This is a genomic window from Pedobacter psychrodurus, from assembly GCF_032678585.1.
Lineage (GTDB): Bacteria > Bacteroidota > Bacteroidia > Sphingobacteriales > Sphingobacteriaceae > Pedobacter > Pedobacter psychrodurus_A.
The window spans coordinates 23,593-49,304 of the sequence record NZ_JAVTSN010000010.1; the positions used below are offsets into that span (position 1 = coordinate 23,593).

Sequence of the window (25,712 nt, forward strand, 5' to 3'; positions counted from 1 at the left end):
TTTGACGTTCGTTTAAACTTAAACAAACCTTAATGAATAACTGGTTTAATAAAAATGGCCTACACCTGGCTATTATTGCATTTTTTGTAGTCATCACTTTTGCCTACTTCAGTCCTGTTTTACAGGGTAAAGCGCCACAACAGGGCGATGTTTTGCAGGCAAAGGCCATGCAAAAGGAAATTATGGATATTAAGGCGAAAGATGGTAAAGGGCCACTTTGGACCAACCAGATGTTCGGTGGCATGCCAGCTTATCAGATTTGGGTACAGTATCCTTTGAATATTACCACTTATGCGATCGATTTAATTAAAGGTGTATTCCCTGATCCTGTTGGCACGGTTTTACTATATCTATTAGGGGCTTATTTACTATTTTGCGTATTAAAAATAAATCCATGGCTCGCTGCGGCAGGTGCCATTGCTTTTGCATTTACCTCTTATAATTTCATCATTATCGCGGCGGGGCACGGCAATAAGGCGTTGGCAATTGGTTTCTTCGCGCCCATTTTGGCTGCCATTATTCTCACGCTGAGGGGAAGGTATCTGGTTGGAGGCAGTTTGCTGGCCTTATTTATGGCTTTGGAAATTCGCTCGAATCACATCCAGATGACCTATTATTTATTTATAGCGCTATTTATCTTGGGATGTATTGAGCTTTACCATGCCTTTAAAGCAAAACAGCTTCCGGCATTTGGTAAATCTGTAGCGTATATAGCTGCGGGTATCTTACTGTCGGTTTTGGTGAATGCGGGTACCTTATGGACAACCTACGAGTATGGCAAAGAAACCATCCGTGGTAAATCTAACTTAACTACCGATAAAGCTGAACCAGCAAATGGTTTAGATAAAGAATATGCCTACCAATGGAGTCAGGGTGTAGGCGAGAGTTTCTCCTTCCTGATCCCGAATATTTATGGTGGTGCAAGCAGTATCGATGAGATTATTAAACCTGAAAGCAATACCTATAAAGCAGTTGAAAAAAACCTTCAGGGGGTAGACCCTAAACAGGCTATTGGTTATGTAGCGCAGAATTTGGGCACCAACCAATACTGGGGCAATAAACCGGGTACATCTGGTCCGTATTATTTTGGCGCGATTATCTGCTTCTTATTTGTTTTTGGATTATTTATTGTAAAACACCGCTGGAAATGGTGGATCTTGGGATCGAGTGTGTTATTATTGTTCCTTTCTTTCGGGCAAAACCTGCCTTTTATTTCGGATATCTTTTTTGATTACCTGCCAGGTTACAACAAGTTTAGGGCTGTAGAATCAATCCTTGCAGTAGTTGGCTTATTGGTGCCGTTATTGGCTATATTGGCGATTAAAGAAGCACAAGAGGGGAAATATGATCAAAAATATTTAGTGCAGCGTTTAACCTGGTCGGCAGGTATTACCGGAGGTTTTGCTTTAATTATTGCCGTTATCCCTACGGCGTTTTTCAGCTTTACACAGGATAACCAGGCACAGGTTTTAGATGCTTTAACACAAACCCTGCAGAATAACCGTGGTGCGGCAATCGAAATCTTAAATGGTATTGTGGCCGATCGTGTGGCTTTGGCACGTGCCGATGCATTACGTACCCTATTGTTTATTGCAATTGGTTTTGGTATTACCTGGGCTTTCATCACCAAAAAGATGAATATGCAACTGGCCTTTGGTTTATTGGCATTATTTGTTCTGATCGATTTGTGGCAGGTAGACCGCCGTTACATGAATAACCAGAACTTTGTAAGCAAAAGCGACCTGAACAATCATTATCAGCCAAGGGATGTAGATAATTTTATCTCTGCAGATAAAGATCCAAACTTTAGGGTTTTTGATATGTCGCTGGGCGATCCGTTTAAAAGCGCCGAGACTTCTTATTTCCATAAAACCGTTGGTGGTTTCCACTCTGCAAGGTTGAAACGTTTTCAGGAACTGGTTGATAACCAGTTAACCAAAAGCATCAATCAGGATGTATTGGATATGCTAAACACTAAATACATCATTACGCAGGACCCTCAGACCGGATCGTACAAAATGCAGCGTAATGCTACCGCTGCTGGTAATGCCTGGTTTGTACAAAGCGTACAGTTTGCCAGAAATTCGGATGAGGAAATGAAAGCCATCAGCAGTTTCGATGCAAAGAAAGAAGCCATTGTGGATGAAAGTTATAAAGCTTTGATCGATACGAAACGTTTGGGCACAGGTCAGGAAGGTTTTATTAAATTAACCACCTATAACCCTGATCACTTAACCTACGAATATTCTACATCCAAAGATGCCATTGCTGTATTCTCAGAGATCTACTACAACAAAGGATGGAAAATGTACATTGATGGTGTAGAGAAACCATATTTCAGAGCTGATTACGTTTTACGTGCCGCACAGTTGGAAGCAGGTAACCACAAACTTGAGTTTATTTTCCACCCTACAGCTTATTACGCTGGTGAGAAAATTTCTCTAGCCGGATCGATCCTGTTATTGGCGGGTTTGGGTTTCGGGTTTTACTCAGAAGAAAAGAAGAAAAAGAAAGCAGTAAAAGCTTAATATTTTTTATATAGATTTTACACCCCGTAGGATTTGCTCTTACGGGGTTTTTTGTTGTGGTTATATTTTTTGGAGGATCTTCATCTCTCTTAGACTTTTTGAGGAAGACTAAATTAATTGTCAACGACCCATTGTATCTAAAATTTACTAAAAATCTTATCTCCCTTATATAGGTATGAGCAAAAATTGTCAGATCAAGGATGCGGAAATCATCGATGATGGTAATTTTAAAATAGGATTTACTTGAGTTCGGTAACACCTGGAGACTATTTCAAAAAAAAACATATTGAGCTAATGACTAGCTTTAAATCAATTTGACTAGTTATTATCGACTATACGATATTTTTTGGTATTAATAATTTTTCTTAGAGAAGATGTAATTCAATGTAGACATCTAACGTATACATATTATAGAATTATTCGCTTTTAGAAGAAACCAATAATTTTCCTGCTTCAACATCTAGGTAGACAGCAATTTGAAATAGTTTTTTTATGGATGGTTGAGCAGAATTGGTACACCAGCTAGAAACAGTTTCTGGTGCTATCTTTAAGGCATCTGCCAAATCCTTGTTTGTTCTTCCCCTTTCGGCTAATACCGATTTGATGCGATTATAGATTGTTTTACTCATGTCAACTGCTGTAAAACAAATATAATATTACTAAAATTAGCAAGTTTAATCTTGAATTAATGTAATATGTCAATATAATAATATTATAAATTATTTAATTTGCTTTTTACATTACTAATTATTATTTTTGAAAAATATTCTTATGAATTAAGAATTATATTGTTGTGGTTCTAGAACAGAAATTAGGATTGCATACGAGCCTCGCAGCAAAATTTGGTAAGTTTAATCTCGGCGAGCGTAAGTGTAGTACTCACCACTTTATAAATAATAGGGTTGGTGCTCACATATCCATGTTGTTGAGGTCTATGCTGAAAGGTCTGTGGGCGGTTACCAGAGCTAAGCTGCAATGTAGCTAGTGAGTTACCGGGCCCTATTTTGTAGATCAGGAAACTATATGTTGAGGCTTATTTGATTTTCAAAATTAAATGAGATAATTATGGAGCTATTAAAAAGACCCACCAATGCAGCTCATGCTATTCATTTCGAAGAGTTCCGTAACGGAAATGAAAAAGGACTTGAGTTTTTCTATAAACTATTATATCCGCGGACATATTACTATGGTTTCAGGTATATAAAGGACGATGTCAATGCAGGTTCTATCGTAAATGAAGCATTCCTAAAGCTTTGGTTATCAAGAAAAGTTATCACGTGTCCAGAGCATATCGAAACCTTTGTCAGAAAACTGACTTCAGACGGCTGCAAGGCCTACTATAAAACCTCTAATAATAGGTTTAACCGGAATATGCTAAGGTTGGATGAAATTGAAAATTATCAGGACTTTATGGGTGGCTATGATCCTGCTTTGGATGATGGTTCGGATATCTTTTACCATCATGAACCCGGTGAAGAAGAAAAAAAACAATGGAGGCGGGTGGAGGCGGTTATACCTAACCTTGGCCAGGACCAACAGCTTTTTATCAAGCTATGTATCAAATATTCTTTTGACTATGGAAAGATGGCTTGGCATATCGGTGGTATCTCGGATTATCAGGTGGCAAGAAAAGTGGAGAAAACCCTCGAATGCCTGAAGTCGGTCATCACAGATACAGAAAAACTCAGTAAAATTGAAAAAACCAGTATGTTCAGCTTTGAGGGGGATGTCAGCGAAGAGCAGTCCATGATCCTTCAGATGCGATATGAACTTCAATATAGCTTCAGTGAGATAGCAAGTGCCTTGAACCTTGATCAGGGATATATCCAGCAGGCCTTTGCAACTGCTTCACTGAAAATTAGGAAAACAAAAATCAGGTAATATGGAAAACAGTACAATGGTTGTTACCCGCAAAATACAGTTGCTGATCGATTCCGAAGATAAGGAGGTGGTCAAAGATGCGATTGGTCAACTGTATAATTGGCAATGGATCTGTTTCCGTGCGGCCAATATGATCATGAGCCATCATTTTGTTCAGGAACGGGTGAAGGATTTCTTTTACCTGACCGAGGATATAAAACTAAAAATAGCAGATGAAAAAAAAGAAGAGAATGGCATATTGAAATCCTCACGCCAGAATACTACATACAGGTTGCTTTCAAACCATTTCAAAGGGCAGATCCCCACAAACATCCTAAGCAACCTCAACAATACGCTGATCTCCTATTTCAATAAAGAAAAGGATGCCTACTGGAAGGGGGAAAAATCGCTGCGGAACTACAAGCGGAATATTCCGTTGCCATTTGGTGCAGAAGTAATTTGCAAGTTAAACAGAACGGCTGATAACAGGAATTTTACCTTTAGGCTTTTTCAGATCCCCTTTAAAACATATCTGGGAAGGGACAGATCAGATAAGAAGAAGATGCTTGACAAGATCATGGGCGGAACCTTAAAACTCCGAGCCAGCCATATACAGTTGGACAAGGGAAAGATATTCCTACTGGCAGCCATACAGATCGAAAAAGAACAGCACTTTTTAGACGCTACGGTAATCGCAGAAGCCTCTCTATCTATAGAGCACCCTGTAACCGTTAAGATCGGTAACCACGAGCATGCCATTGGCGACAAGGAAGAATTTTTTCATCGCAGGCTTGCGATACAGGCGGCGGTTAACAGAGTGAAAAAAGCGGCTACCTTTAATAGCGGTGGACATGGAAGGAAGCGGAAGATGAAAAGTTTAGAGGATTACCGGCACATGGAAAAGCGGTATGTTGAGCAAAAACTGCACGTTTACAGCAGGATGCTGATCGATTTCTGTGTTAAGCACCAGGCGGCGACGCTGTTACTCGTCAACCAACAGGAAAAAGAGGAGATGGCAAAGGAAGACCACTACCTGTTACAGAACTGGAGTTATTACAGTTTAAAAGAAAAGATCAGCTATAAGGCGGCTAAAGCAGGCATACAGGTAATCGTGGAATAAGATAAAAGAGAGGTTTCTTGCAGAACCGTAGGGTGAGATGTTAACCATTCTCACAAGCCGATAAAATAAGGCCTTGCAATGGCGGACTTCATGTTAAAACAAATAAAAATAATATCATTGGTGAAACTGCTTTAAAATATAGGCGGCTGCCTGTAAAACCACAGGGCGAGGATGACTGTAGCCCAATATTTCTCCAAAGGAAAAGATCAGCTATAATGCGGCGAAAGCAGGCATAGAGGTGATAGTTGAATAGATAAAAAAAGAGGTTTCTTGCAGAACCGTAGGGTGAGGTATAAATATTCTCACAAGCCAATAAAACAGGGCATTGCAACGGCGCGACTCATGTTAAATACATGAAAAATTATCATTATTGATGAATCTGGTTTAAAATATAGACGGCTGACTGTGCAGCTATAGGGTGAGGACGAACTGAGGCCCACTGTCCATTTGTCTAAAGGTAGGGGGCAGCTATAAGGTGAAAGTAAGCACGCAGGTGATCGTGAAGTAAGATAAAAAAAGAGGTTTTTTGCAGAACCGTAGGGTGAGATGTTAACCATTCTCACAAGCCGATAAAATAAGGCATTGCAATGGCGATTCTCATGTTAAAAACAATTAAAAAATAATACCATTGCTGATGAACTGCTATAAAATGTATGAGGCTGCCTGTAAAGCCGTAGGGTGAGTGTATTTTGATGCTCACTGACTATTCAGATTGGGGTAAGACCATACAGCTTTGTGCCTATTTCACATCATTTTGAAATTAAGATACAGCTACTATGGTTTTTCGTAAACATATCTCCCCTGGTCGGAAATAAGATGCAGCGCTCTATTGTAATCCGTTTTGGGCCTATGAGTAATGTTATGTTGGGAACAAATAATTTTTGAGGCTGCTTGTAATGCCGCTGGGCAGAACAGAATGTATACGCCAGGAAATACAATATGTGGGGGGGCTACTGTAATATTCCGGGTTATTATAATGAAAGTGATCTAAATCCGCGTGGTTTCTGTAATGCTGGGCTTATCTTGCTTTAAAAAAGATAACGGGTTTTTCTGTACAGTTGGGAATAGCTCTTTCTTATTCACAAATATTGATATTAATTGGGCTTAGCCCATTTTAGCGGCTTAATACTTGCCCGAAATTTAGTCGCTGCCACAATTAATCGGACTATTAAATAATTTAACAATGTAGTAACATTTGTTTGATATACAGTGTCTTATATTTGTATCGTAAAATCAGGTAATATGTTAGAGTCATTCTTTGCCGTGTGTTTGTTAATTGTTGTACTTTATTTCTTTAGCCCATTTGAGGTAAAACTCGATGAGGAAGAAGAGTGGTAACACAGCTAATTTATCTCTAAACTGCTTAAAGCAAGCGGTAATAAAACTCTTCCCCCTAAAATTTCCCGTTTATGGATAAAAGAAACGTCGATGTAGTCGTGATCTCCGATGTACATTTGGGCACCTATGGCTGCCACGCAAAAGAACTTTTAAAGTATCTGAAAAGCATTAAACCCAAAACATTGATCCTAAATGGCGATATCATCGATATCTGGCAGTTTAGCAAAAGTTATTGGCCCGAATCGCACATGAAGGTGATCCGTAAACTCATGAAATTCGTTTCAGAGGGCGTGCAGGTACATTACCTTACCGGAAACCATGATGAAATGCTCCGCAAGTTTGATGGCATGGAAATGGGGACTTTCCATCTTCAGAATAAGCTGATCTTAGAACTGGACGGTAAGAAAGCATGGTTTTTCCATGGCGACGTTTTTGATGTAACCATGCAGCACTCTAAATGGCTGGCCAAGCTGGGCGCCGTGGGTTACGATACCCTGATCCTGATCAATAGTTTTGTAAACTGGGTACTTTCCGCATTTGGCAGGGAGAAAATGAGCTTTTCAAAAAAAATAAAAGCCAAGTTTAAGGATGCTGTTAAATTCATCAACAGTTTCGAGCAGACAGCAGCGGAACTGGCTATCGAAAAGGGGTATCAGTATGTGGTCTGTGGCCATATTCACCAGGCAGAGCAACGGGAGATCACGACAGAAGGTGGAAAAGTGGTTTATCTGAACAGTGGTGATTGGGTAGAAAGTTTAACCGCTTTAGAATACGAAAATGAGGCTTGGACGATATTTAAGTATGAGCATCAGCATTTTACCAAGGATGAACTTGATGAAGGCATGCTATCTGACGCTGAAGATTTAAAAAGTAAACTGGATATAAATATTCTTTTACAGAATATAAAATATGAAATTGCCCAATAATTTTAGATATTCGGGCATAAATGAAGATACTTTACGCAATACAGGGAACAGGTAACGGTCATATCAGTAGGGCGAGGGAAATTATCCCTTTGTTACAGCAATATGGCGAATTGGATATTTTGGTAAGCGGAACACAGGCAGATGTAAAACTCAGCCAGCCCGTAAAATACCAATTGCATGGTTTCAGTTTCATCTTTGGAAAAAAAGGCGGTGTAGATCATTTTAAAACCTGGCTGAACATGAATCTTTTCCGTTTTAGGAAAGATATGAATCAGCTCCCGCTTAAAGAGTACAACTTAATTGTTAATGATTTTGAACCAGTAAGTGCATGGGCCTGTAAACTGCAGGGCATAGAATGTGTTTCATTGAGTCACCAGGCGGCCTTTAAATCTAAAAAAGTACCGCGGCCAAGAACCTTAGATTGGGGCAAGCTTATTTTGAGCCGTTATGCTCCTACCAAATTCCACATTGGTTTCCACTTCGACCGTTACGATACCTTTATCCATACCCCGGTAATCAGGGCGGAGATACGTAATATGGAAAGCCAAAATCTTGGTCATTATACCGTATATCTTCCCGCCATTGATGATAAACGATTGGTGAAGCTTTTTACACAGGTTCCAAATGTAAAATGGCAGGTTTTTTCTAAACACACCAAAGTGGCCTATCAGGAAGCTAATGTTTTTGTCGAGCCGGTTAACAATGAAAAGTTTAATAAAAGTCTGTCCACCTGCGAGGGTTTATTTACGGGTGGTGGTTTCGAAGGGCCTGCTGAAGCACTTTATTTAAAGAAAAAACTATTGGTTGCGCCTATGCGTTTCCAGTTTGAGCAGCAATGCAATGCCTATGCCTTAAAGCAGTTTGGCTTACCCGTGATCTGGGGCAGCACAAGGAACTGGCTGCCGATTATCAAAAACTGGGTAGAAAATCCCCAGGAGCACGAATTCCATTTTCCGGATGAAACCGCTCAGATTATTGATGATATGGTGAAGAAATATGCTAGAATTTAGTTCTGAGCCTTAAGTCGGTTTTCTTTCTGCTTTAGTCTTGGTCTTTCTTCCGTTACTCTTAAAATATTTTCTTTACTTTGCCTACTCTTTAAAAAGGCATGATTAATCAGTTTAGAAAGCTAAGTCCAATTAACCTCGTATTATTGCTGGCCTACACGTTTTTTTTGCGTATGGCCATCTTTTATGAGATCCCTGCGCAGTTAAACTTCGATTTTTTAGAGCCCTTTGCCAGACTGTTGATCAATATTGATTTGGACAATGCTTTTAGCCCTTCTACCAATATTTTTATTGCAGGAATTTTGGTTTATGTCCAGGCTTTGATTTTTAACAGGGTGGTAAACAACCATAATTTATTAGCTAAACCCAGTTTCCTTCCTGGATTAATGTTTGTTACAGGAACGAGTTTGTTTATGCCTTTCATGATCTTATCTCCGGCATTGATCTGCAATTTTCTATTGATCTGGATTATCGATAAATTTTTGAAGTTGGGCAAAAGTCCCAATTCCATTACGACCGTTTTTGATATCGGGATGATCATTGCGGTGGGTACCTTGATTTATTTCCCTTTTATGGCCATGTTGCTGATGATTTTTTTTGCCTTGCTGCTGTTTAGATCTTTTAACTGGCGCGAGTGGGTGGCAGGATTGATTGGCTTTATTACGGTGTTCTTTTTCCTCGCTGTATTTTATTATTGGAACGATAATTTAAGCTCCTTTTATCAGATCTGGAAGCCGCTGGGCAATAAATTTCCTTCGGTTTTTAAAATCAATTATAACGATTACCTGGTGCTTATTCCGGTAACGGTAATTATTATACTGGCATCGCTACAGCTCCGCGAAAATTTCTTCAGGAGTTTTATCAGTACGCGCAAAAGTTTTCAGCTGTTGTTTTTTATGTTTATTGTTTCTGCGGCCAGTTTTTACCTCAAACCCGATTTCAGAACCTGGCATTTTCTGCTCTGTGTACCACCCGGATCGGTACTGTTGGCCTACTATTTTAGCAATGCTAAAAAACGTTGGTTTTACGAGACATTGTTCCTTTTATTTGTGCTTTCGGTGCAGTATTTTCTGTTTGTTTAACCTTTTTTAACAAATAACTAGAACGAAACTTGACAAAGATTAATAGCTTTGTGCATGATTTTAGAATTAAAGCCCTTTTAGGTTTTAATTGGATTGATAAAAAATGGAGTCATTGGAATTTCTAAGGAACATATTATTTGCAAAAGGAGATTTTAAATGCGTAGGTTAAGCATTGATATTGGAAACTCTTCTGCGAAGGTTGCCGTTTTTGCAAAAAAAGAAATTGTTCATCATCAGCGTTTCAATAAACTTGGGATACTCGATCTGGCGCAATTGATCGAGAAATTTTCACCGGCAAAATCAATTATCAGCAGTGTTAACCAGGAAGTTGGTCCACTGGAAGTATTTTTAAAAAAGCATACCGAGTATATCCGTTTTTCGACTTTGTTGACTAACGGCGTGCAAAACAGATATAAAACACCCGTTACTTTAGGATTGGACAGATGGGCGGCGGTTTTGGGTGCAAATGGATTGTATCCGGCAAGCGCGAGTTTGGTGGTAGATGCCGGAACCTGTATTACTTATGATGCTCTAAGCGGATCGAAAGAATATTTTGGTGGAAGCATAAGCCCGGGTATTAACATGCGTTTTAAAGCTGTGCACGAATTTACCGGCCGTTTGCCTTTGGTAGAGTGGGATGCAAAAGAGGATATAGTGGAGGGGACTGATACGCTATCGGCAATTAAAAACGGTGTTTTACAGGGTATAATAAATGAAATTGAAGGCTTTATTGCCCTAAATAATAAAAAAGAAAGTGCCTTGAAGGTGATTATAACAGGGGGCGATGCTAATTTTTTGTATAAGCAATTACAAAACAGCATCTTTGCGCCTCAAATTATAAAAGATCCTTACTTGGTATTAAAAGGATTAAATGAAGCTATTGCAGATTAAAATGTACAAAAGAATAAATTATATTACAGCCATACTCGTTCTAGTTTGTGGTTTTGGTGCCCAGGCACAGGTTACCACATCATCACCATATTCAAGATATGGCCTTGGAAATATAAAAGGATCTTTATTGCCACAGTTTAGGGCAATGGGCGGAATTTCTACTGCTGTAGGCAAGGTTACCGGTTTCAATAACATCAATATGCAAAATCCGGCATCCTATGCTAATATTAACCTGACAACGATTGATATTGGTATGAGTGCGAGCGTAACCAGCTTAACACGTAACAACTTGAGCGAATCGAGTTTCAATTCCACTTTTAGCCATTTGGCATTTGCAGCCCCGGTTACCAGAAAATCGGCATTGAGTTTTGGTATTTTACCTTACTCGGATCTGGGTTATAATTACAGGAGCACGGTAAAAGTTGATACCACAACCTTAAATCAACTTTATGAAGGTGAAGGTGGTTTATCAAAAGCTTATTTAGGTTATGGCTACCGTTTTGGCGATCATTTAAGGATTGGTGGTAATATCGAATATATTTTCGGAAACCTTCAAACCAGTCGCGCTACCGAATTTAATAGTGTAGGTTCTTACAATGCCAAACTTCAAACCAAAAACAGCGTTGGTGGTTTAAACTATTCATACGGAATCCAGTACGATTTTACATTAGGCAAAAAAACTATTGTGACGTTAGGTTACTCAGGAAGTACTTCGGGAAAAGTAAACTCGACACTAACCTCTTACGCCACGTTATACACAAGAGATCAGGACGGGAATGAAAGTACCGCCGCAGATACGCTAAATACAGTGAATAACGGAAAATCTAACCTTACGCTACCTTTAACACATAATTTTGGTATCGCGATCCAACAAAATGATAAATGGTTAATTGGTGCCGATTTCAGAATGAGCAAATGGTCTGCAACGAGTATCAATAATGTAAACCAAGGTTTGCAGGATAGCTGGGGTGCATCATTGGGTGGACAATGGACACCAGATGCCTTTTCTTACAACAGTTACATGAAACGTATAGATTACCGTTTAGGCGTGAGTTACGATAAAACCTATATCCAGATCAATAATCAGGACATTAAACAAATGGGTGCATCGCTAGGTTTTGGTTTTCCATTGCCAACAGCAACCGGTGGTAGCGCGTTTTATAAAATTAACTTTACAACCGAGGTTGGCCAAAGGGGAACGCTGGACAATAATCTTGTTAAAGAAAAATATATCAACTTCCACTTAGGCTTTACTTTGAACGATACATGGTTCCGTAAGTACCGCGTAGATTAATGAACGGAAAAACATTTTTATATGGTCTGTTTCTGGTGTTGCCTTTGTTTTTGGCTTCATGTGGAGACGATGATCTAAAAAATGCAAATGCAGTTTCGTCAAATAAAGTAACGCTCACCAGAGACCGTACCATAGGTGTTGACATCATTTACAGTGATTCTGCCCGGGTGAAAGCCAAAGGTACGGCTCCGATATTGGACAAGGTTACACCTTCTACCGGCAGTCCTTACCAGGAAATGATTAAAGGTGTAAATATCGATTTCTATAATCCAAACGGCACCATCGATGGAAACCTGGTTTGCGATTATGCGATTAGGAAAGATACCGAGCTTAAAACCGAATTCAGGAAAAACGTGGTGGTGAAGAACAGTAAGGGTGATACCTTTTCTTCACAGGAACTGATCTGGGATGAATCGAAGAAAATATTCTATTCGAACCAGATGGTTGATATTTTATCTGTAAATGGTGATTTTACCAGAGCAAAGGATTTTAAAGCCCCCCAAGATTTTAGTACATATGAAATGGGGCAGGGTAGTGGAGAAATTAATTCTAAAGGTAGTTTATAAGCGCCTTTTCGAATGAAGTGCTAATTATACTGGGGTAGGTAATGCTCAAAAGTATCATGGACGATGTAGGATGGATGAGGATTAAAATCTCTTAAAATTTCAACAATCCTGACGGTGATATAGCCTGCTAAACCCACGTCTTTCATAGGCCAAAATACATCTTCCATTCCCTTAATAATTAAACACTTGATAAATAAAATTTTGTGTTTTCTTTTTTAAGGCAAATTTGTATCTTGCGCCCTCTTAAAAAAGAACTAAATAAATTTATAAAGTATAATATGGGATTAATGACATTTTTGCGCAACCGTGCGGGCTATATCCTAGTCTTTGCAATCGGTTTTGCAATTGTTGCATTTTTAGTAGGTGATGCAATTAACGTGGGTAAACCTTTTTGGTCGGCAAATCAAAAAGTTGTTGGGTCTATTGATGGAAACGATATCAATATCGATGAATTCGGACCAAAAGTTGATCAGGGTGTAAACCAGATGAAACAACAATATGGCGGTAGTGCAAATGCACAAATGACCGCTATGGCTGTAGACCAGGCATGGAATGCAGAATTGGCTAATGTTTTGTTAGGTAAAGAATACGACCGTTTAGGTTTAACCGTATCAGAAGATGAACTGTTGGACTTATTACAAGGCCAGAACCCTAGCCCATTGATCAAACAATATTTCTCTAATCCCCAAACCGGACAGATAGACCGTGCTACATTGATGAACTTTCTGAAATCGAAAGAACCTCAGGCGATTCAACAGTCGAACATGTTGCAAGAGGAGATTAAAAAACAGGCCTTACAGACTAAATATTCTAATTTAATCCGTAACTCAGTTTATGTAACTTCATTAGAGGCTACAGATGAGTATAACAACCGTAACAAACTGGCCAACTTTAAATATGTAAGTTTAGATTATACTTCTATTCCAGATAAGTCGGTTAAGTTAACTGACGGTGATTATTCTGAATATTATGATCAGAACAAAGCACGTTTCAACAATCCACAAGAAACACGTGCTTTCGAATATGTTACTTTTAGCATCAGCCCGAACAAAGCAGATTCGTTAGCAATTAAAACTCAGGTTGATAAAATTGCTGCTGATTTTCAGGTAGCTAAAAATGATTCACTTTTCGCGGCGATCAATTCAGACGTTAAAGTTCCTTTTACCTATATCACAAAAGGTAAGTTAGATCCTGCAGTTGATTCAGCAGTATTTGCTTTACCTGCCGGCAGTTTTTATGGTCCGAAATTAACCGGTAACTCTTATAAAATCATTAAAGTTGTTTCTACCCGTATCTCTCCTGATTCGGTAAAAGCAAGCCATATCTTAATCGACCCGGCTAAGGTTGGTGGCGAAGATAAAGCGATCAAGCTATCTGACTCATTAAAAGGATTGATTTTAAAAGGTGGCAACTTTGCTGAACTGGCTAAAAATTATAGTGTAGATCCTTCGAAAGATAAAGGTGGCGAATTGCCAACTTTTGCCCGCGGACAAATGGTTCCCGAATTCGAGAACGCTGCATTTGATGGTAAAGCCGGAGATCTTAAAGTTGTAAAATCTCAATTTGGTTACCATATCCTTAAAATCGAAAAACAGATCGGTTCATCTAAAGTGGCTAAACTGGCTTATGTAGAAAAAGCATTGGGTGCAAGTAGCAAAACCCAGGCTGCAGCTTACAAAGCAGCGAGCACCTTCTTAACGGATGTAAAAGGTAACGACTTTAGCAAATTTGCGTCACAGAAAGGATTAAAAGTTGCTGTAGCCGATAAAGTTGCACCAACCCAGGGATTTGCAGCTGGATTAGACAATCCACGTAAATTAATCCAGGATGCTTATGTTGCAGAGAAAGGTGATGTTTTACCTGAAATTTATACTATGAGCAATGCTTACGTGGTAGCGCACTTAACTGCAATCAGTCCAAAAGGTATCTTATCATTGGCTGATGTGAAAAAAGAAATCGAACCGATGGTGATCAATGCCGTTAAAGCAAAGCTATTGAAAGAAAAATTGGCTAACGCAGGCAAAGCAAATATCGATCAGGTTGCTGCTAAAGTTGCCCGTCCGGTTAACCCAGTTCAGAACGTAGTATTCGCTAACCCTGTAATTCCAGGTGTGGCGCAAGAAAATGCCTTGGTAGGTAGTGTTTTTGGTTCACAGCCAGGTAAAGTATCGGCCCCGGTTCAGGGTGAGCGTGGTGTATATGTATTTTCAGTTGATGGATTTACAAGTCCGGCACCAATTGCAAACATGTTTAAACAAAAAGAAAGCATGTTGTTAAGTTTAGGTCAGCGTTCGTTAGGATCAGCTTTCCAGGCTTTACAGGAAAATGCGAAGATAAAAGACAATCGTGTGAAATTCTATTAATTAGAAATTCCGTAATTTTGTAACCGTTCCGATGTTTAGTCGGAACGGTTTTTTTATTTAAGGCCATGGAAATTCAGGAAAACTTCATTAATAAAGTAGCCAATAGCGGTTTAATAACCTTAAACCTCGAAGATTTTTATCATCAGGGCGAAAGAGTACTGTATGATATTGTAGATAATCTTTTTCATGGCTTAATGCTTAAGGAAAAAGACTTTAGGGAATTTATTAAAAATCATGATTGGGCACAATACCAGGATAAAAATGTGGCCATTATCTGCTCTGCAGATGCCATTGTACCGACCTGGGCATATATGTTACTGGCCAACAGGTTACAGCCTTACGCCAACGAGGTGGTATTTGGTGGACTGGATACTTTAGAGGCTGTTTTGTTTGCCAAAGCACTGGCCAAAATTAACCCCCAGGATTATGCCAACGAACGTGTGGTGGTAAAAGGGTGTGGCGATATTGATGTGCCGGTTGCGGCTTATGTTGAAGTAACCAATCTGCTTACCCCTGTGGTGAAGAGCATCATGTTCGGCGAGCCATGCTCTACCGTTCCAGTATATAAGCGAAAAGATTAAATTTTGGTTTGCTTTTTGTATATCTTCATCCAGGGGAGAACTTAATCGCATTTAGAGGCGGCTCTTTCCCGAACACATACACAAATGAATACAAGAGCAATGAAGAAATTATTAATCACGCTTACGGCGGGCTTATGTAGCCTTTTCGCAACGGCACAGGAACTTCCCTTAAAGAAAGAAGCGGTATTTCAGGAGGGAGAAGTTTTACAGTATAAATTAAGATATGGATTTATCACAGCGGCAGAAGCTACTATTAAAGTAAGCAATTCTGATTTAAAATTTGATAATAAGCCTACCTATAAACTTACTGTTGATGCACAGACCTCGGGCACATTCGATGTGTTTTACAAGATTAGGGACCATTACGATTCGTATATTGATAAAACCGACTTATTGCCTTACTTTTACCAGGAAAACATCCGGGAGGCGAGTTACAGACGCCAGGATAAGGCACGTTTTACCCAGAGTGGTAAAAAAGTGGTTTCGAACAGGGGAACTTTTACTACACCGACCAATCAGACATTTGACTTGGTTTCGGCCTATTATTTTGCCAGGAGCCTTGATATTGGTAAAATCAAAATTGGCGATAAGTTTAAGCTGAACTATTTTTTAGGTGATGAGATTTCGGCACTAGAGGTGGAGTATGTAGGTAAGGAATCAGTGAAAAGTAAATTAGGGAATATCCGTTGTTTAAAATTCAGTCCATCGATTAAACCAGGCAGGATCTTTAAAAAAGATAGCAGGCTGTACCTTTGGGTAACCGATGATGGCAACCGTGTTCCGGTGAAGGCCCAGGTAGAGATATTGGTGGGCGCGGTAACTATGGAATTAAAATCAGCAAGTGGGCTGAAATATGCTTTAGCAAAAGAATAATGATGATAGAAGTTGAACAGGTGCTGGTGCACGAAGATGTATTGAAAGAAAACTTTGTTTGCAATTTAAGCAAGTGCAAGGGGATCTGTTGCGTTGAAGGCGATTCGGGCGCACCATTGGATAACGATGAAAAGAGTATTTTAGAGGAGATCTATCCGAAAATCAAACACCTGTTGAATGGAAAGGGTATCAAAGCCATTGAAGAACAAGGTGTTTATGTTGTAGATGAAGATGGCGATCTGACCACCCCTTGTGTAGATAAAAATAAGGAATGTGCTTATGTACTTTTTGAAGGCGGAATCACCAAATGTGCTATTGAAAAGGCCTACGAGCAGGGCATCGTAGATTGGCAAAAGCCTATTTCCTGCCATCTATATCCGATCCGGATTACCAAATATCCGGAATTTGATGTGTTAAATTACGACCGCTGGCACATATGCCACGATGCCTGTACTTTTGGGCGTGAGCTTAAAGTGCCTGTATACAGCTTTTTGAAAGGACCACTTATCCGCAAATACGGAGAAGACTGGTACAAAGAACTTGAAAGTTCTGTAGCATCAATGTAGTCAGGAAGACATTTGCCTGTCAGCTCGTCAATTTTGATCTTTATATTATTTCACCTGTTTCGCCCATGGGCCGGATTCTAGATAGCATTTGCGAGCTATCCAAATTTTCCACATGATCCTATTGGATGTAATCTAGGGGGCATTTTTTTTACGTGGACCTATATTTTTAATAACAACATCTTATTTTGGCGCCCTTAAAGGGCATATGGTAGTTCATCTACTTATTATCGATAGGTTATCAAAAAAAATGCTATTCAGTTTTGTAAGGATATGCCTGGATTAGTCAAAGCCTTTAAGTTAAAATTAATCAGCAGATGGTACAATAGCATTAAAAAAATCATTGGGTATTGTTACAGGACTGTCAATGGTTGACCAAGAAAATTTTATGCTAACATCGCTCTACCAGTGGTAATGCTGAACCTAAAATGTACCTTATAGCATCAAAGATGCTATTTTTGTTGGCTTTGGATTAACATGAAAATTGAGCAGATAAATAATTTTAATTTCCGGGACCCCTCACTCTTCGCGTGGAAAAAAGAGAGTTTTTAATTGAGAATTTGTTTTAAGGCTTCATTCGGTGGATCTTGAGATGAAAAACCCTATAGTGGCCTCCTTATGGCGATCGACATGGAAAATCGTTGGATACTGTTACAGGACTGTCAATGATTTATTCGGTTTATTATGATTTTGCGGACGTAGACTTGCAAATATTTTTTTCTCGCTCCGATACCATAAAAAGCTGCTATGAAAAAACCATATAAAGAGAATGAATTACGAAACCGAAAAGCGATCTGTTGTCTCACCGATGAAGAATACAGGGAGATTAAAAAGGATATTACAAAACTCGGTGTTACCATGTCGGAATATCTAAGACAGATATTGTTCGATAAAAGAGCCCATCTTTTATTAGATTCAGCTCAACTTGTCAAGTGGATGGACCAAATTGCGATTGAATCGCGTTCCTCTATCCTGGCGATCCACCGCTTTGCACAAAATCCTTTTGAAGGAACACATGATTGCTGCCATGCTGATGAGTTGAGGAACCTAATAGATAAATGTATTTCCTCACAACATAATATAGGCCGGTGCATGAGAAAACTTATTAAAGTGATCAACAATAATTAAAAGGCTTAATACATTATCTGATAATAGGAATGATAGTCCAGTTTCTCTCCTCGAATAGCCAGTTTGCGGCAATAAAGTATAATAGCGACAAATTATCCTGTGGAAAAGCAGAACTGATGTCTGTCAGGAACTTTCAGGCCCTTACAACCATATCCAAACCAAGAGCGGCAGACTTCAAATCCTATTTGCAGATGATCGGCTCACTCAATCCAAAGGTTAAAAACAAGCAGCTTCATGTCTGTATTATGGCCGAGGGGCAATCCCGTACTAAAAATGAATTGACTGAGATCGCCCATCAATGGTTAAAAAAAATGGGTTACGGGGATAATCCCTACCTGATTTATTTCCATAACGACAATCCAAATAATCATGTGCATATGGTTTCGGTGAGGGTATGTAAGGACAGAAAATCTGTTGCCTCGCGTTATGAAAAATTCAGGGCATCTTTGGTATTACATGAATTAATCGGATTTGATCCTGTCGCCCAGGCCAAGTTGGATGCAGGAAAAGCACTGCGGTATGGTTTTACAAGTTTGGATCAGTTTCTGATTCTTTTAAAGAATATGGGTTATTCCGGTTATGTCAAAGATTCTGCAGTTCATATGGTCAAACATTCCAGGACACTTCACTCGATAGAATTAAATTATATTGATCTCTGCATAAAGCACTACCAGCCTAGCCTCATGGCAAATAAGGCGCTTAGGGGGGTAATTGAACTACTATTAAAGGTCGCATCCGGTAAACCGGTTCGTCACCCTTCTTTCTGGCATTCCTATCTCAGGCAGCGTTACAGGTCTGATCTGGCTGTCTTGTTAAAGGAGAAGCTTAATGCAGATATTGTTTATCATGCGGAACGAAAAAGTATAGTTGGGTTTACCCTAATCAACCACCATGCCTACAGGGTGCATGATGGAAAAGAAATTATAGATCTCCTCACACTCACTAAGGAATTGGATCGGCCGGAAGGATATGTCCAGGGTGATGAGATTATGTTTTATAAAAAGGGAGAGAGCCAGGATAATATGGCAACACCAGACCCTTCAAAACAAATGTCTGTTAATATAACTGAATCTGAACAGGGGATTGCTCGGCGTGGGAGATGAACCTTATCAATGTCCACTACTAGTATCATATGATCGTGCTAAAACCATCCTGAAAAAATAAACATTGATATTAGCGTCTCATTACTTTTGTTTATCAATTGACGTCTGAAAATAACGTCGCCAAAATTTAAAATAAGTTGTATTTCGGTTAAATCTAGCTTACTTTAGCACACTGAAAATCATCTCAACACTGTGAAAAAAATTTTAATCACCGGTGGTGCGGGCTTTATCGGCTCCCACGTAGTCCGCCGTTTTGTAAACAATTATCCTCAATACGAGATTGTTAATCTTGATAAACTTACCTATGCGGGCAATCTGGCTAATTTAACAGATATTGAAAATAAGCGTAATTATAGGTTTGTAAAAGAGGATATCACAGACGCTACAGCAATGTTCGATATTTTTAAAAATGAGAACTTCGATGCCGTGATCCACCTTGCAGCCGAAAGCCATGTGGACCGTTCTATTTCTGATCCAACTGCTTTTGTGATTACCAATGTAATCGGAACGGTAAATCTATTAAATGCTGCACGTGAATATTGGAAAGGAGATTATAATAAAAAGCGGTTCTACCACGTAAGTACCGATGAGGTATACGGTGCTTTAGGGGAAGAAGGTATGTTTACCGAAACGTCAGCCTACGATCCCCATAGCCCTTATTCTGCATCAAAAGCGAGCTCAGATCATTTTGTTAGAGCTTACCATGATACCTATGGTATGGACTGTGTAATATCGAATTGTTCGAATAACTATGGTTCACATCATTTTCCTGAGAAACTCATTCCTCTGGCAATCAATAACATTAAAAATAATAAACCTGTCCCGGTTTATGGCAAAGGTGAGAATGTGCGCGACTGGTTATGGGTAGAAGATCATGCGAGGGCCATTGACGTTATTTTTCATAATTCTAAAGCGGGAGATACCTATAATATCGGTGGTCATAATGAGTGGAAGAATATTGATCTGATCAATTTATTATGTGATATCATGGATCAGAAATTAGGTCGGGAAGCTGGTGAATCAGCAAAACTGATTACTTATGTAACCGATCGAGCCGGCCATGATTTGCGTTATGCCATTGATTCGAGCAAACTGCAAAATCAATTGGATTGGGTGCCGAGCCTGCAGTTTGAAGAAGGGTTGGCCAAAACGGTTGACTGGTATCTGCAAAATGAAGACTGGTTAAACAATGTAACCTCTGGTAATTATCAATCCTATTACGAACAACAGTACAGCAATAAATAATGGAAATTGAGCAAACAGGATTGAAAGACTGTCTGATTATTAAACCAAGGGTATTTGAGGATCCAAGAGGTTATTTTTTTGAAAGTTTCAATCAGAATACCTTTGAAGAGATAACAGGTTTATCAGGCAGATTTGTTCAGGATAACCAATCTTATTCATCCTACGGCGTAATCCGTGGTTTACATGCCCAGACAGGAGAATTTGCCCAGGCCAAACTGGTACGGGTAACCAAAGGTGAGGTGTTGGATGTAGCGGTAGATGCCCGTCCAGGCTCACCTACTTACGGCAGGCATATCGCGGTACGTTTAAGTGCAGAAAATAAACTTCAGTTATATATTCCTAGGGGATTTGTACACGGCTTTTCTGTCTTGAGCGAAACCGCGGAATTTTTATATAAATGCGATAATTTTTTCAATAAAGCTTCGGAAACCGGGGTGATTTATAATGATACGGATTTGAATATCGATTGGCTAATCCCGGAAAAAGATCAAGCAATATCCGATAAAGACCTGCTTTTAACCCCATTTTCAGCTTTACAGCACATATGAACAAAATATTAGTAATCGGAGCTGGCGGGCAATTGGGGCAATGTTTAAAAACTGTGGCCGAGCGCAGGGGCATTGCCGAAATTGTTTTTCCTGCAGAGCAGGAGGCTAATATTTTGAGCGAAGCTGGCCTTGGTGCGCTTTTAGCTTCAACACAACCAGGCTTTGTAATCAATTGTGCAGCCTATACAGCTGTCGATAAAGCGGAAGATGAAACCGACCTGGCTAAAGCGATAAATGAAACCGGAGCGGCCTATCTGGCTTCGGCCTGTTTAACCAACGGGGCTACTTTGGTACATGTATCAACCGACTTCGTTTTCGAAGGCAATGAAGTAAAATTACTGAACGAAGATGATGAAGCTAAGCCCATTAACGTTTATGGATTAACTAAATTGGATGGTGAGCTGGCGGTTACTGCTAAATTGCCAAATCATTTCATTGTCCGCACGAGTTGGTTATATTCTGAGTATGCCAATAACTTTGTAAAGACCATGTTAAAACTTGGTGCTGAGCGTGATGAACTGAATATTATTGCTGATCAGGTCGGTACACCAACATACGCAATCGATCTGGCAAATGCTATTTTCGATATTATTGCTTCTTCATCAACAGCATATGGCACGTACCATTATAGCAATGAGGGTGTAACCTCCTGGTTCGACTTCGCGAAGGCTATTTTCGATATCAGTGAAACCAGGGTTAAAGTAAATCCTATTCCGGGATCTGCCTATCCAACCAAGGCTACGCGGCCAGGATTTTCGGTAATGGACAAAACAAAAATTAAAGAAACATTTAATATCGAAATTCCTTACTGGCGAGATAGTTTGGAGGCGTGTATAAAACAAATTAAAATAAAATAAACAGACGTCATTATTTCATTTAAGTCTGTCATTACCAATGATCAATGACCAATGAAGCAATGACCTAATGACTAAAATATGAAAGGTATAATCTTAGCTGGTGGTAGCGGAACACGTTTACATCCATTAACCCTTGCCTGTAGTAAACAGATGATGCCGGTTTACGATAAACCGATGATCTATTATCCTTTATCTACGCTGATGTTGGCTGGGATAAAGGAAATTCTAATTATTTCTACCCCCCATGATCTGCCTAACTTCGAAAAATTGCTCGGTGATGGAAAATCTTTGGGCTGTGAATTTAGGTATGCTGTACAGCATGAGCCCAACGGACTTGCACAGGCCTTTGTCATTGGTGAAGAGTTTATCGGCAAAGAAAAGGTTGCTCTGGTGCTTGGGGACAATATATTTTATGGGGATGGAATGGCCAGGCTTTTGCAGGCGAGTGCGGACCCCGATGGAGGAGTGGTTTTTGCCTATCAGGTCTCGGATCCTGAGCGATATGGAGTGGTTGAATTCGATAGTGAGGCCAGAGTTATCTCCATTGAGGAGAAGCCGGCGGCACCTAAATCCGATTATGCAGTTCCAGGACTATATTTTTATGATAACGCGGTAGTGGAGATTGCCAAGAATATCCAGCCGTCTCCAAGGGGTGAGTACGAAATTACTGATGTAAACAAGGTATACCTAGAGCAGGGAAAATTAAAGGTCGGTGTATTAAGCCGCGGGACTGCCTGGTTGGATACAGGCACATTCACCTCTTTGATGCAAGCAGGGCAGTTTGTCCAGATTATCGAAGAGCGCCAGGGGTTGAAGATAGGATGCATTGAGGAAATCGCCTATCGTATGGGCTTCATTGATGCAGATCAGTTACGGGAAATAGCGGCACCGCTTGTTAAAAGTGGTTATGGGAGCTATTTAATAAAACAGATCAAATAGCCTTTTTATAAAATTAAAACGCTTTAATTTAGTACTGCCTGTGTTATAACCTGACGGCTGAGCTACACCTTACAGAGGGGAATTCAGCCTTTTTCGTTCCAAGACCATTTCAGCTTAATCTGCATTCCCGGAAATTTACTAGATCTTGATCGGCCAATATCAACTAACAACCAAAAGAAAGGCGCTGTTAATCCCTGTTTCCATTGTAGGGACATATCTCCCCATTTTTTCAGGGACTATCCAGCTCGTCACATGGGGCAAATAAGCATGAAATTTTCTCTTAAAGATCGCTACCCAATGCAAAAATGAATTTGCATATCTTTGGGGTTATTGATTAAGATATGGAAACTAAAAAGCAGATCGGAATTCTCGGTTTGGGCTATGTTGGACTTCCCCTTGCCATCGAATTTGCTAAAAAATACAAGGTTGTCGGTTTCGATTCCAACCCTAAAAGGGTGGATGAACTGAACGGTTTGGTTGATGGTACCAATGAGGCTGATATTACGCAATTACAGACTGTTTTAAAGCTTCATTCAGGACTGGGACTAACTTTAAGTGCCGATCTGCAGAGCTTGAGTAGCTGCAATATATATATCGTTACCGTACCGACGCCGATAGATAAGCTCAAACGCCCTGACCTCACGCTCCTTTTGGAGGCAAGCCGGATGGTCGGCTCAATGCTTAAACAGGGTGATATTGTAATCTATGAGTCAACCGTGTATCCGGGTTGCACAGAAGAGGATTGTGTGCCCGTACTCGAGAAGATATCAGGAAAAAAATTCAATCAAGATTTCTATTGCGGTTATTCTCCCGAACGGATCAATCCAGGTGACAAAATAAATACCCTGACCAGAATCAGGAAGGTTACTTCTGGATCAAATCCCAAGATTGCTGTTGAAGTCGACGAACTGTATTCATCTATCATAACTGCCGGCACGCATTTAGCGCCAAGCATTAAGGTAGCTGAAGCGTCCAAGGCAATCGAGAATGCACAGCGCGATGTTAATATTTCATTTGTTAATGAACTCGCCCTGATTTTTGACAGAATGGAAATTGACACAACTGATGTACTGGCTGCCGCCTCTACCAAATGGAATTTCTTAAATTTCAAACCTGGGCTGGTCGGTGGTCATTGTATCGGGGTAGATCCTTATTATCTGGCCCACAAGTCCGAGTCTTTAGGATATAAGCCCGAGGTAATACTCTCCGGGAGGCGGGTTAACGATACCATGGGGATGTTTGTGGCTAATAAGGTAATTAAAATGATGATTGCCAGAGACAAGGGAATAAATGGGGCGAGAGTTCTGGTCCTGGGGTTTGCCTTTAAGGAAAACTGCCCTGATATCCGCAATACCAGGGCAATAGATATTTACCGGGAACTGGCCTCTTTTGGACTAATGATTGATGTCTTTGACCCCTGGGCCGATCCAGCTGAGGTGGAAAGGGAATATGGATTTCGCTTAGTTGAAGAGATAGGCTATCAATACGAGGCTTTAATTCTTGCAGTCTCTCACGAGCAGTTTCTAAATATTGATTATGATAGGTTCCGAAAGGCTGGGACTGTTATTTTCGATACTAAATCTTTCATTCCGCGAAATTTTGTTGACGGAAGATTATAATATAGCTTTTTTGCATGTAATGCCCATTACCGCATCCGAACACTGCCTTTATCATTATCATTTAAGCCCATTTTTTCATCGCGCGGAAATTAATTGATTTAAGCACTAAGATAGATAATAACATACAATGTTAGTGTTTTTTCTTTCGCCACAGGTTTTGTTAGTTGTCTTTTGCCGCTTTGCCGTTGAATATTAACTGGTTTGATTGGGAGCACATTGTTTGGTTCGCTAATTAACGTGTGTTTCGTATATAAGTTATTTTTTTTATGATTTTTTTTAATATTTGTTGTTTATTTCTCATTTTTTGTTGAGTTGAGGCTTTTTTGCGCCAAAATATTTATTTTTACCCTTAAGAATATTGTTTTAAAATTGAATGTCGTCTAATCATCGGTATTTTTTGGTTTGGTGTGAAGTCTGTACCAATAGCTATATCGACTTTTCAATTTTTATATAAATTCCCATTCTCATCAATAAAGTTGAAATATGTTAAGGTTTGGAAGGATATCTAAGATGGATCTCACTAGTGGAATAGGAGAGATCATAGATGAACACGAGCAGGATATAATTTTTTTCTTGTTGCATGCTGATAATGAACTTAATCTATCCGATGAAGTTGAGTTCAGGATAAGACTGGTCGACGACGGACTGCAGGCCTTCGACATAAGGGCCTCAAAAAACATTAGCAATTAATCCGGGCCATTACTCGGAAAGCCAGGTCGCAGCCTACTTGCCTATCCCCGTATAAATAAATTAATTATCGGTGAGCTGATGCAATGAGCTAACCAGAAACATTTGTGGCTTTCAGCTTATGGGTTGATTTCTTTTCAGTTGCCAAAGGTGGGAAGATTTGATCAGTCTTTACAACAGTTTTAGATGCAGGACTGCTGACCTTTTTTTCATAATAGCGGTCCCTTCTTCCATTTACAAAATTTTTCCCGGTTTCAGGTTCCGATGAGGGAAAAGACTGTCTAATAACGGATAGTTCTCTGATGATATGCGCTAGGGTATAAGGATCTGCACTATGCATACCATCGTTTTTATAATTTAAATCTGGTAGGTTCGCCAAACATAACTGCCAGGCCTCCCGATGTGAAAGAAGTCCCGCTTTGCCGTGAATTATTACCGAAATCAAAAGTTCGGTCTGGTGCAGACTATAATGTCGCCAGTATTTGCTGCCTTAGACAGATCAGCTTAAAGGCTGTGTATCTTAATAATATCTTTTTTAAATCCGAGTTTAAGTACATATGGGAATTTTCGTAGCGAAAATGTTATATTCTGTAT

General features: G+C 39.7%; 22 protein-coding genes. 20 read left to right on the top strand and 2 right to left on the bottom strand.

What is annotated here, in order from left to right; all coding sequences use genetic code 11:
• Positions 1–32 precede the first annotated feature (32 nt).
• Positions 33–2,528 (top strand): YfhO family protein, encoded by a 2,496-nt coding sequence (locus R2S57_RS08540; RefSeq protein ID WP_316844623.1) that lies wholly within the window; start codon positions 33–35, stop codon positions 2,526–2,528.
• A gap of 416 nt (positions 2,529–2,944) precedes the next feature.
• On the opposite strand, the gene R2S57_RS08545 is transcribed toward R2S57_RS08540, so the two are convergent.
• Entirely contained in the window at positions 2,945–3,157 is a 213-nt protein-coding gene (locus tag R2S57_RS08545; protein WP_316844624.1) for a helix-turn-helix transcriptional regulator, read from the bottom strand.
• Between the two features lie 436 nt (positions 3,158–3,593).
• Between R2S57_RS08545 and R2S57_RS08550 the strand changes: the two genes are divergently transcribed.
• The 19 genes from R2S57_RS08550 to R2S57_RS08640 all read left to right on the top strand — a co-directional run bounded on the left by R2S57_RS08550 (position 3,594) and on the right by R2S57_RS08640 (position 24,431).
• A complete protein-coding gene (locus tag R2S57_RS08550) occupies positions 3,594–4,409 on the top strand; it encodes a sigma factor-like helix-turn-helix DNA-binding protein (RefSeq protein WP_316844625.1) in 816 nt (271 codons plus the stop codon).
• A 1-nt stretch (position 4,410) separates the two neighbouring features.
• Positions 4,411–5,508, top strand: coding sequence for a hypothetical protein (locus tag R2S57_RS08555; protein ID WP_316844626.1), 1,098 nt, complete (start codon positions 4,411–4,413; stop codon positions 5,506–5,508).
• Positions 5,509–6,917: 1,409 nt separating this feature from the next.
• Positions 6,918–7,772: a UDP-2,3-diacylglucosamine diphosphatase gene (locus tag R2S57_RS08560; protein ID WP_316844627.1), complete on the top strand. Its 855-nt coding sequence runs from the start codon at positions 6,918–6,920 to the stop codon at positions 7,770–7,772.
• Positions 7,773–7,792: 20 nt separating this feature from the next.
• Positions 7,793–8,782 carry a glycosyltransferase family protein gene (locus R2S57_RS08565; protein WP_316844628.1) on the top strand — a complete coding sequence of 330 codons (990 nt, stop codon included), beginning with the start codon at positions 7,793–7,795 and terminating at the stop codon, positions 8,780–8,782.
• 98 nt (positions 8,783–8,880) lie between these two features.
• The gene (locus R2S57_RS08570) at positions 8,881–9,861 is read left to right on the top strand and encodes a DUF6427 family protein (protein ID WP_316844629.1); all 981 of its coding nucleotides are present in this window, start codon (positions 8,881–8,883) and stop codon (positions 9,859–9,861) included.
• 156 nt (positions 9,862–10,017) lie between these two features.
• A complete protein-coding gene (locus tag R2S57_RS08575; RefSeq protein ID WP_316844630.1) occupies positions 10,018–10,752 on the top strand; it encodes a type III pantothenate kinase in 735 nt (244 codons plus the stop codon).
• Entirely contained in the window at positions 10,733–12,046 is a 1,314-nt protein-coding gene (locus R2S57_RS08580) for a hypothetical protein (protein ID WP_316844631.1), read from the top strand. Before R2S57_RS08575 ends, R2S57_RS08580 begins: the two co-directional genes overlap by 20 nt.
• Positions 12,046–12,612, top strand: coding sequence for a hypothetical protein (locus R2S57_RS08585; RefSeq protein ID WP_316844632.1), 567 nt, complete (start codon positions 12,046–12,048; stop codon positions 12,610–12,612). Before R2S57_RS08580 ends, R2S57_RS08585 begins: the two co-directional genes overlap by 1 nt.
• Positions 12,613–12,899: 287 nt before the next feature.
• Positions 12,900–14,975, top strand: a complete 2,076-nt coding sequence (locus R2S57_RS08590; RefSeq protein ID WP_316844633.1) for a SurA N-terminal domain-containing protein — start codon at positions 12,900–12,902, stop codon at positions 14,973–14,975.
• A 65-nt stretch (positions 14,976–15,040) separates the two neighbouring features.
• On the top strand, positions 15,041–15,556 hold the full coding sequence (locus R2S57_RS08595) for a DUF2480 family protein (RefSeq protein ID WP_316844634.1): 516 nt from the start codon (positions 15,041–15,043) through the stop codon (positions 15,554–15,556).
• Positions 15,557–15,655: 99 nt separating this feature from the next.
• A complete protein-coding gene (locus R2S57_RS08600; RefSeq protein WP_316844635.1) occupies positions 15,656–16,429 on the top strand; it encodes a DUF3108 domain-containing protein in 774 nt (257 codons plus the stop codon).
• Between the two features lie 2 nt (positions 16,430–16,431).
• The gene (locus tag R2S57_RS08605) at positions 16,432–16,995 is read left to right on the top strand and encodes a DUF3109 family protein (protein ID WP_316844723.1); all 564 of its coding nucleotides are present in this window, start codon (positions 16,432–16,434) and stop codon (positions 16,993–16,995) included.
• A 744-nt stretch (positions 16,996–17,739) separates the two neighbouring features.
• A complete protein-coding gene (locus R2S57_RS08610; RefSeq protein WP_316844636.1) occupies positions 17,740–18,120 on the top strand; it encodes a plasmid mobilization protein in 381 nt (126 codons plus the stop codon).
• 29 nt (positions 18,121–18,149) lie between these two features.
• Positions 18,150–19,223 (top strand): relaxase/mobilization nuclease domain-containing protein, encoded by a 1,074-nt coding sequence (locus R2S57_RS08615; RefSeq protein ID WP_316844637.1) that lies wholly within the window; start codon positions 18,150–18,152, stop codon positions 19,221–19,223.
• 192 nt (positions 19,224–19,415) lie between these two features.
• Positions 19,416–20,468 carry a dTDP-glucose 4,6-dehydratase gene (gene rfbB, locus R2S57_RS08620; RefSeq protein WP_316844638.1) on the top strand — a complete coding sequence of 351 codons (1,053 nt, stop codon included), beginning with the start codon at positions 19,416–19,418 and terminating at the stop codon, positions 20,466–20,468.
• Entirely contained in the window at positions 20,468–21,016 is a 549-nt protein-coding gene (rfbC, locus tag R2S57_RS08625; RefSeq protein WP_316844639.1) for a dTDP-4-dehydrorhamnose 3,5-epimerase, read from the top strand. Before rfbB ends, rfbC begins: the two co-directional genes overlap by 1 nt.
• The gene (gene rfbD / locus R2S57_RS08630; protein ID WP_316844640.1) at positions 21,013–21,873 is read left to right on the top strand and encodes a dTDP-4-dehydrorhamnose reductase; all 861 of its coding nucleotides are present in this window, start codon (positions 21,013–21,015) and stop codon (positions 21,871–21,873) included. Before rfbC ends, rfbD begins: the two co-directional genes overlap by 4 nt.
• Positions 21,874–21,951: 78 nt before the next feature.
• Positions 21,952–22,812: a glucose-1-phosphate thymidylyltransferase RfbA gene (gene rfbA / locus R2S57_RS08635; RefSeq protein ID WP_316844641.1), complete on the top strand. Its 861-nt coding sequence runs from the start codon at positions 21,952–21,954 to the stop codon at positions 22,810–22,812.
• A 341-nt stretch (positions 22,813–23,153) separates the two neighbouring features.
• Positions 23,154–24,431, top strand: a complete 1,278-nt coding sequence (locus R2S57_RS08640; protein ID WP_316844642.1) for a nucleotide sugar dehydrogenase — start codon at positions 23,154–23,156, stop codon at positions 24,429–24,431.
• A gap of 778 nt (positions 24,432–25,209) precedes the next feature.
• Here the strand turns inward: R2S57_RS08640 and R2S57_RS08645 are convergent.
• A complete protein-coding gene (locus R2S57_RS08645) occupies positions 25,210–25,458 on the bottom strand; it encodes a hypothetical protein (RefSeq protein WP_316844643.1) in 249 nt (82 codons plus the stop codon).
• Positions 25,459–25,712 lie beyond the last annotated feature (254 nt).

What these genes read in the sequence shown, in the direction of transcription:
- R2S57_RS08540 (WP_316844623.1), top strand. Translation starts at nt 33, where the DNA reads ATGAATAACTGGTTTAATAAAAATGGCCTACACCTGGCTATTATTGCA.
- R2S57_RS08545 (WP_316844624.1), bottom strand. Translation starts at nt 3,157, where the DNA reads ATGAGTAAAACAATCTATAATCGCATCAAATCGGTATTAGCCGAAAGG.
- R2S57_RS08550 (WP_316844625.1), top strand. Translation starts at nt 3,594, where the DNA reads ATGGAGCTATTAAAAAGACCCACCAATGCAGCTCATGCTATTCATTTC.
- R2S57_RS08555 (WP_316844626.1), top strand. Translation starts at nt 4,411, where the DNA reads ATGGAAAACAGTACAATGGTTGTTACCCGCAAAATACAGTTGCTGATC.
- R2S57_RS08560 (WP_316844627.1), top strand. Translation starts at nt 6,918, where the DNA reads ATGGATAAAAGAAACGTCGATGTAGTCGTGATCTCCGATGTACATTTG.
- R2S57_RS08565 (WP_316844628.1), top strand. Translation starts at nt 7,793, where the DNA reads ATGAAGATACTTTACGCAATACAGGGAACAGGTAACGGTCATATCAGT.
- R2S57_RS08570 (WP_316844629.1), top strand. Translation starts at nt 8,881, where the DNA reads ATGATTAATCAGTTTAGAAAGCTAAGTCCAATTAACCTCGTATTATTG.
- R2S57_RS08575 (WP_316844630.1), top strand. Translation starts at nt 10,018, where the DNA reads ATGCGTAGGTTAAGCATTGATATTGGAAACTCTTCTGCGAAGGTTGCC.
- R2S57_RS08580 (WP_316844631.1), top strand. Translation starts at nt 10,733, where the DNA reads ATGAAGCTATTGCAGATTAAAATGTACAAAAGAATAAATTATATTACA.
- R2S57_RS08585 (WP_316844632.1), top strand. Translation starts at nt 12,046, where the DNA reads ATGAACGGAAAAACATTTTTATATGGTCTGTTTCTGGTGTTGCCTTTG.
- R2S57_RS08590 (WP_316844633.1), top strand. Translation starts at nt 12,900, where the DNA reads ATGACATTTTTGCGCAACCGTGCGGGCTATATCCTAGTCTTTGCAATC.
- R2S57_RS08595 (WP_316844634.1), top strand. Translation starts at nt 15,041, where the DNA reads ATGGAAATTCAGGAAAACTTCATTAATAAAGTAGCCAATAGCGGTTTA.
- R2S57_RS08600 (WP_316844635.1), top strand. Translation starts at nt 15,656, where the DNA reads ATGAAGAAATTATTAATCACGCTTACGGCGGGCTTATGTAGCCTTTTC.
- R2S57_RS08605 (WP_316844723.1), top strand. Translation starts at nt 16,432, where the DNA reads ATGATAGAAGTTGAACAGGTGCTGGTGCACGAAGATGTATTGAAAGAA.
- R2S57_RS08610 (WP_316844636.1), top strand. Translation starts at nt 17,740, where the DNA reads ATGAAAAAACCATATAAAGAGAATGAATTACGAAACCGAAAAGCGATC.
- R2S57_RS08615 (WP_316844637.1), top strand. Translation starts at nt 18,150, where the DNA reads ATGATAGTCCAGTTTCTCTCCTCGAATAGCCAGTTTGCGGCAATAAAG.
- rfbC (WP_316844639.1), top strand. Translation starts at nt 20,468, where the DNA reads ATGGAAATTGAGCAAACAGGATTGAAAGACTGTCTGATTATTAAACCA.
- rfbD (WP_316844640.1), top strand. Translation starts at nt 21,013, where the DNA reads ATGAACAAAATATTAGTAATCGGAGCTGGCGGGCAATTGGGGCAATGT.
- rfbA (WP_316844641.1), top strand. Translation starts at nt 21,952, where the DNA reads ATGAAAGGTATAATCTTAGCTGGTGGTAGCGGAACACGTTTACATCCA.
- R2S57_RS08640 (WP_316844642.1), top strand. Translation starts at nt 23,154, where the DNA reads ATGGAAACTAAAAAGCAGATCGGAATTCTCGGTTTGGGCTATGTTGGA.
- R2S57_RS08645 (WP_316844643.1), bottom strand. Translation starts at nt 25,458, where the DNA reads ATGCATAGTGCAGATCCTTATACCCTAGCGCATATCATCAGAGAACTA.